The 12,332-nt window shown below is 61.8% G+C and carries 14 protein-coding genes and 4 pseudogenes; 7 read left to right on the top strand and 11 right to left on the bottom strand.

The genetic code is table 11. From position 1 onward, the window contains the following. Nucleotides 1-8: 8 nt before the first annotated feature. The 4 genes from G6N73_RS25600 to G6N73_RS25585 are packed head-to-tail and all read right to left on the bottom strand — an operon-like array spanning nucleotide 9 to nucleotide 2,467. Nucleotides 9-1,277 carry an FCSD flavin-binding domain-containing protein gene (locus G6N73_RS25600; RefSeq protein ID WP_165032797.1) on the bottom strand — a complete coding sequence of 423 codons (1,269 nt, stop codon included), beginning with the start codon at nucleotides 1,275-1,277 and terminating at the stop codon, nucleotides 9-11. Further along, nucleotides 1,274-1,624 (bottom strand): c-type cytochrome, encoded by a 351-nt coding sequence (locus G6N73_RS25595; RefSeq protein WP_343044738.1) that lies wholly within the window; start codon nucleotides 1,622-1,624, stop codon nucleotides 1,274-1,276. Before G6N73_RS25595 ends, G6N73_RS25600 begins: the two co-directional genes overlap by 4 nt. 54 nt (nucleotides 1,625-1,678) lie before the next feature. Further along, entirely contained in the window at nucleotides 1,679-2,005 is a 327-nt protein-coding gene (gene soxZ, locus G6N73_RS25590) for a thiosulfate oxidation carrier complex protein SoxZ (RefSeq protein ID WP_343044737.1), read from the bottom strand. 15 nt (nucleotides 2,006-2,020) lie between these two features. Continuing rightward, nucleotides 2,021-2,467, bottom strand: coding sequence for a thiosulfate oxidation carrier protein SoxY (locus G6N73_RS25585; protein ID WP_165032795.1), 447 nt, complete (start codon nucleotides 2,465-2,467; stop codon nucleotides 2,021-2,023). Between the two features lie 235 nt (nucleotides 2,468-2,702). Here G6N73_RS25585 and G6N73_RS38710 point away from each other — a divergent pair. From G6N73_RS38710 to G6N73_RS25570, 3 genes and pseudogenes are all read left to right on the top strand, one after another. Continuing rightward, nucleotides 2,703-3,089, top strand: a pseudogene (locus G6N73_RS38710) (cytochrome c maturation protein CcmE domain-containing protein). A gap of 36 nt (nucleotides 3,090-3,125) precedes the next feature. Next, nucleotides 3,126-5,117 (top strand): heme lyase CcmF/NrfE family subunit, encoded by a 1,992-nt coding sequence (locus G6N73_RS25575; RefSeq protein ID WP_165032793.1) that lies wholly within the window; start codon nucleotides 3,126-3,128, stop codon nucleotides 5,115-5,117. Nucleotides 5,118-5,155: 38 nt separating this feature from the next. Then, nucleotides 5,156-5,544 (top strand): annotated as a pseudogene (locus G6N73_RS25570) (cytochrome c-type biogenesis protein); the annotation flags it as partial. Between the two features lie 98 nt (nucleotides 5,545-5,642). Here G6N73_RS25570 and G6N73_RS37190 read toward each other — a convergent pair. Further along, nucleotides 5,643-5,804, bottom strand: a pseudogene (locus G6N73_RS37190) (DUF1612 domain-containing protein); the annotation flags it as partial. Between the two features lie 109 nt (nucleotides 5,805-5,913). Here G6N73_RS37190 and G6N73_RS25560 point away from each other — a divergent pair. Continuing rightward, the gene (locus G6N73_RS25560; RefSeq protein ID WP_165032791.1) at nucleotides 5,914-6,189 is read left to right on the top strand and encodes an HU family DNA-binding protein; all 276 of its coding nucleotides are present in this window, start codon (nucleotides 5,914-5,916) and stop codon (nucleotides 6,187-6,189) included. A gap of 155 nt (nucleotides 6,190-6,344) precedes the next feature. Here the strand turns inward: G6N73_RS25560 and G6N73_RS25555 are convergent, their stop codons facing one another. Then, entirely contained in the window at nucleotides 6,345-6,797 is a 453-nt protein-coding gene (locus tag G6N73_RS25555) for a MucR family transcriptional regulator (protein ID WP_165032789.1), read from the bottom strand. A 105-nt stretch (nucleotides 6,798-6,902) separates the two neighbouring features. Beyond that, nucleotides 6,903-8,053, bottom strand: a pseudogene (locus G6N73_RS25550) (RHE_PE00001 family protein); the annotation flags it as partial. Between the two features lie 141 nt (nucleotides 8,054-8,194). On the opposite strand from G6N73_RS25550, the gene G6N73_RS25545 reads away from it, so the two are divergent. Continuing rightward, a complete protein-coding gene (locus G6N73_RS25545; RefSeq protein WP_206079075.1) occupies nucleotides 8,195-8,899 on the top strand; it encodes an IS6 family transposase in 705 nt (234 codons plus the stop codon). A gap of 681 nt (nucleotides 8,900-9,580) precedes the next feature. On the opposite strand, the gene G6N73_RS25540 is transcribed toward G6N73_RS25545, so the two are convergent. From G6N73_RS25540 to G6N73_RS25530, 3 genes are all read right to left on the bottom strand, one after another. Beyond that, on the bottom strand, nucleotides 9,581-9,862 hold the full coding sequence (locus G6N73_RS25540) for a putative quinol monooxygenase (protein WP_165032787.1): 282 nt from the start codon (nucleotides 9,860-9,862) through the stop codon (nucleotides 9,581-9,583). A gap of 99 nt (nucleotides 9,863-9,961) precedes the next feature. Next, nucleotides 9,962-10,327, bottom strand: coding sequence for a nuclear transport factor 2 family protein (locus G6N73_RS25535; protein ID WP_165032785.1), 366 nt, complete (start codon nucleotides 10,325-10,327; stop codon nucleotides 9,962-9,964). A 110-nt stretch (nucleotides 10,328-10,437) separates the two neighbouring features. Continuing rightward, nucleotides 10,438-10,815, bottom strand: a complete 378-nt coding sequence (locus G6N73_RS25530) for a nuclear transport factor 2 family protein (RefSeq protein WP_165032783.1) — start codon at nucleotides 10,813-10,815, stop codon at nucleotides 10,438-10,440. A gap of 70 nt (nucleotides 10,816-10,885) precedes the next feature. On the opposite strand from G6N73_RS25530, the gene G6N73_RS25525 reads away from it, so the two are divergent. Both G6N73_RS25525 and G6N73_RS25520 read left to right on the top strand, forming a co-directional pair. Beyond that, entirely contained in the window at nucleotides 10,886-11,464 is a 579-nt protein-coding gene (locus G6N73_RS25525) for a TetR/AcrR family transcriptional regulator (protein WP_165032781.1), read from the top strand. 131 nt (nucleotides 11,465-11,595) lie between these two features. Continuing rightward, on the top strand, nucleotides 11,596-12,069 hold the full coding sequence (locus G6N73_RS25520) for a transposase (RefSeq protein ID WP_165032779.1): 474 nt from the start codon (nucleotides 11,596-11,598) through the stop codon (nucleotides 12,067-12,069). Here G6N73_RS25520 and G6N73_RS36425 read toward each other — a convergent pair. Beyond that, nucleotides 12,044-12,332: hypothetical protein (locus G6N73_RS36425; RefSeq protein WP_206079074.1), on the bottom strand; the 289-nt coding region annotated here is incomplete at its 5' end. The genes G6N73_RS25520 and G6N73_RS36425 overlap by 26 nt on opposite strands.

The following is a 12,332-nucleotide window of genomic DNA, read 5'->3' as shown; positions in this document are numbered from 1 at the left end:
GTTTCGGTTCAGCCAAATACGTCGTGCGTGAAGGCGTCATACCAGCCTTCCGCCGCGCGCGCCGCCAGGCGGCGGATATCGGCACTTTCCTCGACTTTACTGACAAAGCTGAGCACGGTCTTGAGTTTGCCGTCGACTGGCTGGAAGCTGATGGCATTGCTGAACGCATCATCGGGGGCGAGATAAGTGTAGCAGGTGTTGAACAAATGCGCTGGGAACCGCGTGGATCCGGTGAGATCGGCTGCGATGGCAAAGGCGCAAGCTTTAGCCTGGCTGTTGGCGCAGAAGGCGGATTTCGGCATATCCCCGCCGATGATCGCGTCGCCGACCAGATGGACGCCGGGCTGCAGCGCCGATTCGAAGGTGACCGGATCGACCGGACACCAGCCCGACTGGTTGGCGAGGCCTGCCTGGTGTGCCAGGCGCCCGGCCATTTGCGCCGGGATGACATTGGCCACCGCGGCCTTGAATGTTTCGCCCGCGGTGATCACCGACCGGGTCTTCGTGTCGACCGCCGTGACCCCGCCGGTGAATTGGGCCGGCAGCCATTCGATCATTCCTGGATAGTGGCGGTTCCAAGCGTCCTGGAACAGGTCCTGCGCGTTGAAGCTGTCTTTCGCATCGAGAATCAGAATTTTGGCCTTGGGTTTGCTGCGCTGGAAATAGGATGCGATGAGCGAAGCGCGCTCGTAGGGGGCGGGCGGGCAGCGAAACGGATTCGGCGGAGCAACGAGCACGAATAGCCCGCCGTCCTCCATGCTTTCCAGCTGCTGGCGCAACAGCCTAGTTTGCGGTCCCGCATTCCAGGCGTGCGGCATGATCTCAATCGCCGCCTCATCATAGCCCTCAATCGCCCCACCCCTGAATGCGATGCCCGGAGCAACAACGAGACGGTCGTAACTGAGCTTCGAACCGTTGTTCAGCGTGACGGTCTTCGCCGACGGGTCAATCGTTTCAGCGGACTCATGAACGACGGTGATGCCGTATTGTTTTGCCAGCGCTTCATAACCATGGGTGAGCTGTTCCAACGGGCGAAGTCCGGCGAGATGGAGATTGCTGAAGAAGCAGGTCGTGTAGACCCGCCGCGGCTCGACCAGGGTCACGTCGATGGTCGTGACGCTCGCGGCGAGATATTTGGCGACCGTTGCGCCGCCGATGCCGCCGCCGATCACGATGACGCGCGCCTTGGCCTGGCCTAGCGCCAAGCGCGGACGCAGCGCCGTCAGCAAAGCAGCTCCGGTCAAGCAGCCGAACTCGCGACGCGTCGAGGATTTCATGGCTGGTTACTTCCCTGCGCTGCGACATAGCGCGCGACGCTCGCGATCTCCTCGTCGCTGAGCGACAGCGCGATAGCGTGCATGATGTGATTTGGACTCTCGCTCGCCCGGTAGGCAAGCAGGGCGCTGGTGAGCCTTTCCTCGCCAAGCCCGATGATGCTGGAAATGCCTGTGCCGCCGCCATCGAGGCGATGGCAGGACGCACAGGTCGCGGCAAGTTGGGCGCCTTGATCGGGGCCTGCCGCCGCGCCGGATTGGCCCCCGAGCAGCACGAGGCCTGTGGCGATCACAGACCCCACGACGGGGCGCATGCTGAACACCCGCGAGTTTCGGAGTTTTCCGGTCACGCTCCCTGCCAACTCTTCACATCACAATTCGCGCAGTCCAGTTGCGTCGCCACCTCAACCGACCGCGAGCTGGTGCGACAACGCATAGACGTCGCCGCCGTCTTCTTCCCAGACGAAATCGAGCCGGCCGCTCTCCGTCGCCAACAGGGAAAATTCGAAGAACGGGTTGGCCGAAATCGCCTCGTGAAGATCGACACTGAACACCACGGAGTCGTTGTAGCGGCAGACAAACTTATTGATGATCTTGCGCGGGATCACATTGCCTTGATCGTCATGGCGCAGGCCAGTTTCCATCCCATGGCTGATGATGGTCTTGACCTGAAAAAACTCTCCCTTCGCAGCAGCGCTCGGCACGATCACGCGTGGTGTCGGGGTGGTCACTGTCTTTCTCCGATCTCAGGCACAGCCATCTGTGGCGACACGGACCCACGTCGTGGTCATTAGCAAGACGCCGTCGCTCATTTCGGCGACAGCGACGACATGTTGCGGTTTGGCAAGGCGGATGCGTGTCGACACGCGGGGCAGACTGCGTTGCGGGACGAACTGGAAACTGGCCACTTCGATGATCGGGTTCTGCGGCGCGAACACGCGGATTTGCCTCACATGGTCGGCCTCGGTCATGGGGCTGTCGATGTCGAGACTCATGGGCACGGTGTAACCGGTCGGGAACTCCGCCGGCATTATCAGGCGAAGGCGATCTGATCTCGTGGCCGTCCGTCCGGTGAGCTGTTTGACGAGATCCAACGCCTCATCGTTCGCACGCGCGCTCCGCGGCGAGAAGAGCGCAACCCCGACAACCCCCGCACTCCCGGCGATCAACACATCGCGGCGCGTCAAGCTCATCGTCCCGGTCTCCAAACCTTGCCACCTCTTTAGGCCACTCCAAAAACACATCAGCGGCAGGCGGCGCACTCGGACACATCAGTGCGGCAACTTCTGCGAAATCTAGCACCGACAACCGCTGGGAGCAATCTCGCGGAGGTGCCCAAGGAAGCCTTCGCGGCCTTGCTTGGCCTGACGGGAACGGGGTGACAATGTAGCGCGCAAACAGAAAAGACTTTCGCTTGTCGGCGGTGCCTTGGCGTTTCTGGGCGCGGCGACGGCGCTGACCTTCGTCGCGCTTGGCCAGAAGACATCGTATTTCTATATTGATGCCGACCTCTATGAGAACGTGTCGCCCCGGCGAGCGCATCCATCTCGGCGGACTTAGAAAGGCATGGTTGTTCACGGAGAAGGCATACAGGTGGCCTTCGAAGTCACCGACAAAGAGCAATCCGTGCAGGTAGCCTACACCGGTATTCTTACCGTCCCTTCCGCGAGGAGCAGGGACATCGCGACGGAAGGGATATTCGGCGCGGACGGGGTTTTAGTGACCGACAGCGTTCTGGCCAAGCACGATGAAAACTATATGCCGAAAAAAGTAGCCGACAGCTTGAAAGCGAAAGGTGTATGGCAGCAGAACTGATGCCATTTGGTCGGATTTTGCTCTAGGATAGGCGTCATGGTCGAAACCGGTCACTTCGCGCTTGTCCTTGCCTTCACGCTCGCGCTCGTCCAGTCGGTGCTTCCGCTGATTGGCGCGCGTACCGGCAACGAGCGGATGATGGTGGTCGGCGGGCCGGTTGCCGTCACAGGGTTTGCGCTGACGGCTGTCTCGTTCGTCGCGCTCACCATTGCCTATGTTCAGTCGGATTTTTCGGTCTTGAATGTCTGGCAGAATTCCCATTCGCTGAAGCCGCTTCTCTACAAGATCACCGGGACGTGGGGAAATCACGAAGGATCGATGCTCCTTTGGGTCTTGATCCTCACCCTGTTCGGGGCGCTGGTGGCGGTGTTCGGCAATAACCTTCCGGCATCCCTGCGAGCCAATGTCCTGGCTGTTCAGGGTTGGATTGGCGCGGCTTTCCTTCTCTTCATCCTTGTCACGTCAAATCCCTTTACCCGGTTGACGCCGGCCCCGATCGAGGGGCGCGACCTGAACCCGATCCTTCAGGATATCGGTCTCGCCATCCATCCACCGCTTCTCTATCTTGGTTATGTCGGCTTTTCGGTCTGCTTTTCGTTTGCCGTCGCGGCGCTGATGGATGGCCGCATCGACGCGGCCTGGGCGCGCTGGGTGCGCCCCTGGACGCTTGCCGCTTGGATGTTCCTTACCGGCGGCGTCGCCATGGGATCCTACTGGGCCTATTACGAACTCGGCTGGGGCGGCTTCTGGTTCTGGGACCCGGTCGAGAACGCGTCCATCTTGCCGTGGCTGTCGGGGACGGCACTTTTGCATTCCGCCATCGTCATGGAAAAGCGGGCGGCTCTGAAGATCTGGACGCTTCTTCTGGCGATCCTGACATTCTCCCTGTCGCTTCTCGGTACGTTTCTGGTGCGGTCCGGGGTGCTCACCTCCGTCCATGCCTTCGCCACCGATCCGACCCGCGGCGTATTCATCCTCGCCATCCTGATGATCTTCATCGGCGGGTCGCTGGCGCTTTTCGCTTGGCGGGCCTCGACGCTGGCCGCCGGAGGCTTGTTCCACCCGGTCTCGAGGGAAGGGGCGTTGGTTCTCAACAATCTTTTCCTGACAACTGCTGCCGCGACCGTTCTGATCGGTACGCTTTACCCGCTGATGGTCGAGGCTGTCGCCGGCGAAAAGATCTCCGTCGGCGCGCCGTTCTTCAACATGACCTTCGCTCCATTGATGGTGCCGCTTCTGGCCGTCGTGCCTCTCGGTCCGCTTCTCGCCTGGAAACGCGGCGATCTCTATGCCGTCGCGCAGCGCCTCGTTTTCGCCTTCGGCGGCGCGCTCGCCGCGATCATGATGACCTTGTTCTTCATCGACGGCACGTCGGTTCTGGCCGCGTTCGGTGTCGGCCTCGCGTTCTGGCTGATCTTCGGGACATTGACTGATATTGCATTGAAATCGGGTGTCGGCAGCGCAAGCCTCGCCGTTGCACTTCGCCGTTTCGCCGGCTTGCCGCGCTCGGTCTACGGCACGTCGTTCGCCCATACGGGGCTCGGACTGACCACGCTCGGCATTGTCGCGGTGGGCTCCCTGGAGACCGAAAAGATCGTCACGATGCGCCCCGGAGAAACGCTCGAAATTTCCGGCTACACGCTGCGCTACGACGGCATTTATCCGCTCACGGGACCAAACTATACAGAAGATCGCGGACGGTTCGTGTATTTTGACTCGAGCGGCAACGTTTTGGGCGAAATCGTTTCGTCGAAGCGATTCTACACCGCGCGTCAGATGCCCACGACCGAGGCGGGGATTGCGACGCGCGGCTTCAGCCAGATTTATGTTTCGCTCGGCGATTCCACGCCCGATGGCGCCATCGTCGTGCGCGCCTGGTGGAAACCTCTTGTCACCCTTATCTGGATCGGCGCGTTTGTGATGATGACCGGCGGCGCGGTCTCGCTCTTCGACCGGCGACTGAGGGTCGGTGCGCCGTCGCGCCGGAAACACCCCATTCCGGATGGTGCAAATCCGAGTGCGCCATGATCGCCAAGCACATCGCAACCGGCGTGATCGCCCTGACGATGGCCGCGGCGACCGCGCCCGCCCATGCGTTTCAGCCGCAAGAGGTGCTTGCCGATCCGGGGCTCGAAAAACGTGCGCGCGTCCTGTCGGTGGAACTCAGATACATGGTCTGCCAGAACCAGTCGATCGACGATTCGAATGCCGAACTCGCCGGCGATCTGCGTGTTCTCGTCCGCGAACGGCTCGTGGCCGGCGATACCGACGGCGAGGTCATTGGTTTCGTGGTGCTATGGCGGAATTCGTACTCCTGAAGCCGCGGTTCAGCGCGCGCAATGCACTGTTATGGGCGACACCGGTGATCCTGCTTCTCGGCGGCGGCGCAGCTATCGTCTTCAAGGCCCGAAACCGCAGGCGTGACGAGGTCGCAGGCCTTACCGCGGAGGAAAGAGAGCGCTGGGGACGATCTTCAGGATCGCGATTGACGGTTTGGCCTTTCGCCAACACCAGTCGATCAATCTCCTTCAACCCGGCGGACGCGGCTTTGGCCAAGGCGTCCAGAAAGGCCAGACTGCGGGTCGTCCGATCACGTGACCGTCGCTTCTCGCGCGGGATCGTGCGTAGGCCGGCATTCAGGCTCAGAATATGCGACGAAACCTTGGCGCGCGCAACAAGACGCCGACAGGCGGAATGACCGAATGACCATGCCATCGCGTTTATGCTGCAAATCGCTGACACGAGTGAAGTTGATAACATGGTTGATGACAGCGCCGGCGTCATCAGATAGAGGCGGTGAAGTCAACTTAGGGGGAGAATGCCAATGAACACATCTGAACTCGTGACAAAGCTGGCGGAGACGCACAGCGTGAGCAAGACACAGGCAAAGGTGATCGTTGACGATGTGCTGAGGGGCATTGTCGAGGCTGCCGCGAGCGGCGCAGAGGTTTCGCTGCCTGGGTTCGGGAAGTTCAAGGTCAAGGAGACGCCGGAACGCGAGGGTCGCAACCCGGCAAATGGAGAGAAGATCAAGATTGCCGCGGCAAGGAAGTTGACATTCTCTCCCGCGAAAGCCGTCAAGGATACGCTCAACGGCTAGGCAAGTGTAAGGCCCCGCCTCAGCGGCAGGGCTTCACGGATTGGAGCGCGGCATTGCCGCTCCACAGCCCTTCCCCGAAGAGCTCGGTTAGCAATCACGAGCAGAGAAGCTCCTGGGTCCTGCTGCCGATCGCCGATTGGGTGATGGTCGCGCGGTTACGCTGCAGCTTTCCTGCGACCGCGCGCCGGCTGCGAGCCCGGCTTTTGCGATTTGCGGCCAAGCCCCATCTGCTTAGCCAGCGCTGACCGTGTGGCGGCATAATTCGGCGCGACCATCGGATAGTCCGCCGGCAGTTTCCATTTCGCCCGGTACTCGTCCGGGGTCAGTCCGTAGTGGGTCATCAGGTGCCGCTTCAGCGACTTGAATTGCTTTCCGTCTTCGAGGCAGACGATATGGTCCGGCGCCACCGATTTCTTGATCGGCACGGCAGGTTTCTGCGGTTCCTCCACTTCGACCGGTGCTCCCGAACCGAGCGCGCGCAATGAAGCATGGATCTGGCCTATGAGGGCCGCAAGTTCCGCAGCGGGAACCGGGTTGTTCGAAACATAGGCCGAGACAACGTCGGCTGTGAGTTCGACAATCGGATCGTCAATAACGGCCGTGGTCACGGTTTTCTCTCCTAAAACAAACGCAAAACGCTATAGGCCGACTATGTATTCAGAGGCTCAGACCGGTGGCAATCCATCACGGTGCTCGGCTACTTTAGACTTTCGTCACAAGAGTCCCCATGCCCTGTAGCGCCCCCGGCCGGTCACCTCGCGGATCTTGAGTTCGGCGACCAGGCCGAGCGCGGCGCGCTGGCTGATTTTCAGCTCGGCCGCGACCAGTCCGGCCGACACCACCGGCCGCGCCAGAACCAGCTCGATCAGCGCCGGCAGGCTCGAGTTCTTGCGCCGGTTCCTGAGCCGGCGCTCCATCTGGGTTTTGGCCAGCGCCAGCCGGTCGAGCTCCTTGAGCCCGGCCGAGGCCGCCTCGGCGATGGCGTCGAGAACGGCCAGCAGCAGGGTGGTTTTTTCCTGCGCGTGCCGCCGGTCCCGCGTAACCGTCCGTAGCCCGGCATTGAGGCAAAACAGATGTGAGCCGACCTTGCCGCGCTGCCTGAGCACCGCGGCAACCAGCAGCGGCCCGAGCCAATGCTGGTGCTGCAGCGGCTCGATGTCCTGCCACGCCTCCCAGGCGATCGCCGCTTGAAGCACGGCCGGCATCGTTTCGCTGCGCAGTCGGTCGACGACGGCGAGCCAGTCGGCAAGCCGCTGGTCCTCGTCCCAGTCGAGGTCGCGGATCAGCGGCCCGAGACCGTCCGGCGAGGCGGCCCGCGCGTTTGCCCCCTGCCCTGCCGTGTCGACCTCCGGGCTGTCCGCCGCGCGCGGCGCGAACTTTTCGCCCGCCAGCAGCCGGCTGGAACGGGCCAGCACGGCGTCGATCTCGGCCAGCTCTTCGGCAAGAGAGTCCTCCTGGTCCGTGTCTTTAGCAAGGTTTTCGCCGACGGCCTCGTCCGCCCCGGCGGCCGCCACCGCCGCATCGGGTCCGGAGCGGGCCCGTCCGGGCTCCGACCCGCCGCCGCCCTGCCCTTCGCGGCCACGCAGCATCAAAAGGCCGGGCCGCGACAGCGCCCAGTGGGGTTCTTGGCCAAAATGCGGCGGCGGGCGCGCAGCACCGCGTGCGCCCGGGTGAGTTCGTGGGTCGGGGTGCGGATGTCCATGTGGGCGTCGTGCAGGATGAGATCCTCGCTGTGGACGAGCTCGCCTTCGAGCCACAGCGCGGCCGCCGCGTCGGCAAAGTGGCAGCGTGCGACAAAACCGTCGCGGACCGGGCTGGTTCGCACGCGCTCGTCGAGGCGCGCCAAAAGGTCTTCGGCTGTCGCTTTTACTTTCCGATTTCACACGCCCGAACGTCATATGCCGGTTAGGTTTCGGCGCTATGGCGGGCTCAGTTTTTCGCTAACAATTTCACGGCGATGTCACGGTAAACAGGTTAGCAGGGTCGTTGAAGTAAACGCTCCGGCATGAACATCTCGCCCATCAGCTACAAGCGCCATCGTTTCCCACCTCAGATCATCGCCCATGCGGTGTGGCTCTACTTTCGGTTTACGCTGAGCCTGCGCCTTGTCGAGGAAATGCTGCTGGAGCGCGGCATTGTCGTCTCCTATGAAACGATCCGCCGTTGGGCAAAGAAGTTCGGCCCGGACTACGCGCGTCGCCTTCGCCGCAAGAAGCCCGGCCGGAACGACGTGTGGCATCTGGACGAGGTGGTCATCACCATCGCCGGCAGGAAACACTGGTTGTGGCGCGCCGTCGACCAGGACGGCTATGTGCTTGACGAGATCGTCCAGAACCGCCGCAACACCAAGGCAGCCAGGCGATTGCTGACAAGGCTTCTGAAGAAGCAGGGCACCGCTCCGAAGCGGATGATCACCGACAAGCTAAGCTCCTATGGTGCGGCGCGCCGCCAGGTCATGCCGAACGTCGAACATCGATCGCATAAGGGCCTGAACAACCGCGCCGAGAATTCACATGTGCCGCTGCGAAAGCGGGAGCGAACGATGCAGAGCTTTCGATCACCGGGAAGCCTTCAGCGCTTCGTCTCTGTCTTCTCCGCCATCCGAAATCTCTTCGTTCCACCCCGTTCACAACGCTCCGCGTTCCAAAGCCGCGTTCACCGCCTCCAAGCGATCGCGCAGTGGAAAGCTGTGGCGGGAGCCATGGCCTGAAATCAATCCGCAAGGCAGAACGCCTCCGGCGTCCCGGACGCAAGTTAAGGTGACATCGCCCCGAAGGCTTCAGACATTTTGTCTCCTCCATGCCTGCTCCGGTTGCTTCCGGCTGGAGCATCTTGCCGGGTGGGACTTGCACCCACTGGAAAGCGCCGCCTTGTCACGGCGCACGCCATTTGCGGTCATTGCGCCCGGCAAGATGGAAGCCTCGAATCGAAGCTTTGCCGCCATTCGGTGGCAACGTCCAAAGACCGCGCGCCAACGCTCGAAGATGTTAACACGCACAGGGATTGCATGACGCCATCGACCCTGGCGTGGGCGATTGCGATGATCTTTCTCATGGTAGCATCTCCTCTTCCCGTTCGCTGGCGTCGCCAGGCTGTGACGGCGAGAACAGTGTTGCCGGCGATGTGGGTTGCGTGAGGAAACTCTCGATCACTTGCGCCACCTCCGGTCCCTGGCCGAGGTTGTAGTGCGAATAGCCTGGAATGATCGCCAGCCGCGCGCGAGAGAGCTGCGGATCGATCCAACCCGGTTCCCGGATGCCGCCCCGAACAGGGCGAAAAACTCAGCGATATGCTGCATCGAGACGGAGCCGTGATCGGCAAAGGATTCGATGCTTCCGACCCTTGGCCGCCTGGTCGCCAGACCGGGCGGCGGGTCCGCGGCGTCTCGTCCTCAGAAAGGCTTTTCTGCCTTGTCGGTGCGATAGAGGCTTACGGCGACCTCTCGAGGTTTCCCGCGCGGCCCCTTCGCGACCTTGCGCCAGGCGTCCAGCGTGGTCTGGTCGCGCCAGCATTCGAAGAGATTGACGCGCTCCGGATCGACCGCGTCCGCGCTTATGGAGAAGTCGAGACAGCCGTCGTACGCCCTCGCGCGTTCGACCATGCCCCTGAAGGCTTCCACGGCGCCGTCCCGCTTCTCAGCGTCGGTGCGGGTGTAGCCGGCTATGATGATCATGGGTCTGCTCCTTCGGGCTGGTGCCCTATTCCGGCGACACGCCGCCGTGCATGGTCTGGGATAGCGACCCGCGAGGATCGCCGGTTCGCGATCGGAACGTCAGCCCCCCTTCACGTAGCCCAGACCCTCGACGATCTTTCCGTCCCGGACACGCATGATGTTGACGCCTCGAACCCGGTCCGCTTCGCGCTCGCTCCAGCGAAGCTGCCAGCGGATGATCCCGCGGTCGCCCATCGCCGAGATTTCCTCAGCTTTGAAGACAAGGTTGGCGGACGACGCGACGCCCTTCCAGAAAGTGAGGCAAGCCTCACGCCCTTCGTAACGCGCTCCATCCGGGGCCGGCGCAGTATTTTCGAGAACACAGCCCTCGCCGATGAGATCATCGAGGTCTTCGGGGCGATGCTTCTCAAATGCGTTGTTGAAGCGTTCCACGATGTCGTGGGTAACTTTGCTGTCACTGGTCATTTTCTCACCTCATTGAACGATGGAGCCGCCGTCGATCCCGAGCGTGTGGCCGATGATGAACTAGGCTCCGGTTGAACAAAGAAGACGATGCTTGTCGTCCTGGCCGCGGATTACTCAGGCAAGGGCGCCGATTGACCCGGCGTTTTGGCATAAGCCAAGGCTTCGACGATCCGACCGTCACGGACACGGATCAGGCTAACGCCGCGGACCGACCCACCGTCGCCGAAATGGAAGCGCCAGCGGATGTTGGCGCGGTCGCCCATCACAACGGTGTCTTCGACCTCGAAGCGGTTAATGCGGTCGGCCGCCATGGCCTGCCAGAACGCCAGATTCACATCGTAGCCTTCGTAGCGGGTGCCGTCCGGCGCCGGCTGGATCGACTCCATGACGCAATCCGGTGCGATCAGGTCCTTGAGGATCGCGGGCTCGTGCTCGAGAAACGCCTGGTTGAACCGGCGCACGATCTCGGATGTTTCGTTCGATTGCATGGCACTCTCCTATCCAGACAGGTCTGTCTGTCAACTTGCAATATACAGACCTGTCTGTTAGTGTCAAGCGATGAAAGAAAACATTTCTCATAGCCCCCCTGAAACAAGTTCCGCGCGCCGTCGTTTGCTCGACACCGCGACCCGGCTCTTCTATTCAGGGGGCATTCATGCCGTGGGCATCGACCGCATCATCGCGGAAGCCGGGGTCGCCAAGGCGACGTTCTACAATCACTTTCCGTCGAAGGAGGACCTCGTCCTCGCCTATATCGAGGAGCAGGACCGGCTCGGGCGGGCGGCAGTTGCAGCACTGCCGAAACAGCCTCCACGGGAAATGATCGCGGCTATCATGGGACGTATCAGCGAGGCCGTGGTCGCGGGAGGTTGGCGGGGGTGTCCGTTCCTCAACGCGGCCGCCGAGTACCCAAACCCGACCAGCCCTGTGCGGCAGGCCATCGATGCGCGCCGCGCGTGGTATCACGATAGCCTTCGGGCACTTCTTGCAGCGGATGGGGATCCAGATCCTTCCGTCACCGCCTCCCTGCTGGTCGCGGTATCGGACGGCCTGCTGGAAAGCGCCTACCTGGATGACCCTGAAAATATCCCAGCCCTTGTCCGGGAAGCGGTGGCCAGACTGCTGGACCGCCGTTGATTCGCAAATTCGACTACGCCGCTATTGAAAATAGTGGTCGTGACTAGCGGCGTGGTGTGCACTTATTGACTAAGGTCCGTAAGTTCTTGATGTTGCACTGGAGAATGGACGTTTGACCGTGGGAGGATTTTATGGCCGACCTCAAGGGATCCGAACCAAGCGAGGTACCGACCGAGGTGCCTGCGAAAGAACAGACCTCTGAAACCAAGAAAAAGGCACCAAAGCCGAGGAAGCCAACCGGGCAGCAGGGACGTGCCGTGCGGACCAGAGCCGCCAAGTCGGGCAAGCAGGCGCATACATCTGAAGCAGTCTCCCCAACGGTCCGGACGGTGCGGAGAACATTTTCGGAAAAGGAGCGGGCCCAAAAGCTCGGTGAGATCGAGAAGCAGACCGGCCGGGGAGAGAGCATCAAGGACGCTGTCAAGAAAGCCGGCATATCAGAACAGACCTACTACCAGTGGAAAAAGGCCGCCGGGCAAACGCTGGGCGACGAGCTCAAGGATCTGGTAAAGCTTGAAGAAGAGAATCTCCGTCTGAAGAAGCTCCTCGCCGACCGGCTTCGCAAGGAAAACGCCGAGCTCAGGAAGAAGCTCGGGCTCGGTTGAGCCGGTGCTGAGGAAAGAGCAACGCCGTGCTGTGCGCTACATTGGACGAGGCCGCGAATACGACGCGCTGAATCGAAACTGTCTTCGGCACGATGACAGTGTGCCAGCGGACCGGATCGGCCAGACGCTCGCATTCGACTTCGACGATCAAGGGCGGATCAGCACGATCGTGCGCAACTCCGACATGCTGGACTCGTGTCGGGATAATCGCCAAGGGAGTCGGCGCGGCGACACCTGCCAACATTGGCACAGGCGTTAGCTCC

Source organism: Allomesorhizobium camelthorni (assembly GCF_011045125.1).
Lineage (GTDB): Bacteria > Pseudomonadota > Alphaproteobacteria > Rhizobiales > Rhizobiaceae > Allomesorhizobium > Allomesorhizobium camelthorni.
This window is presented reverse-complemented; position numbering and strand designations above follow the sequence as displayed.

Coding starts and splice junctions, on each gene's coding strand:
- G6N73_RS25600 (WP_165032797.1), bottom strand. CDS start 1,277: ATGAAATCCTCGACGCGTCGCGAGTTCGGCTGCTTGACCGGAGCTGCT.
- G6N73_RS25585 (WP_165032795.1), bottom strand. CDS start 2,467: ATGAGCTTGACGCGCCGCGATGTGTTGATCGCCGGGAGTGCGGGGGTT.
- G6N73_RS25575 (WP_165032793.1), top strand. CDS start 3,126: ATGGTCGAAACCGGTCACTTCGCGCTTGTCCTTGCCTTCACGCTCGCG.
- G6N73_RS25560 (WP_165032791.1), top strand. CDS start 5,914: ATGAACACATCTGAACTCGTGACAAAGCTGGCGGAGACGCACAGCGTG.
- G6N73_RS25545 (WP_206079075.1), top strand. CDS start 8,195: ATGAACATCTCGCCCATCAGCTACAAGCGCCATCGTTTCCCACCTCAG.
- G6N73_RS25540 (WP_165032787.1), bottom strand. CDS start 9,862: ATGATCATCATAGCCGGCTACACCCGCACCGACGCTGAGAAGCGGGAC.
- G6N73_RS25535 (WP_165032785.1), bottom strand. CDS start 10,327: ATGACCAGTGACAGCAAAGTTACCCACGACATCGTGGAACGCTTCAAC.
- G6N73_RS25530 (WP_165032783.1), bottom strand. CDS start 10,815: ATGCAATCGAACGAAACATCCGAGATCGTGCGCCGGTTCAACCAGGCG.
- G6N73_RS25525 (WP_165032781.1), top strand. CDS start 10,886: ATGAAAGAAAACATTTCTCATAGCCCCCCTGAAACAAGTTCCGCGCGC.
- G6N73_RS25520 (WP_165032779.1), top strand. CDS start 11,596: ATGGCCGACCTCAAGGGATCCGAACCAAGCGAGGTACCGACCGAGGTG.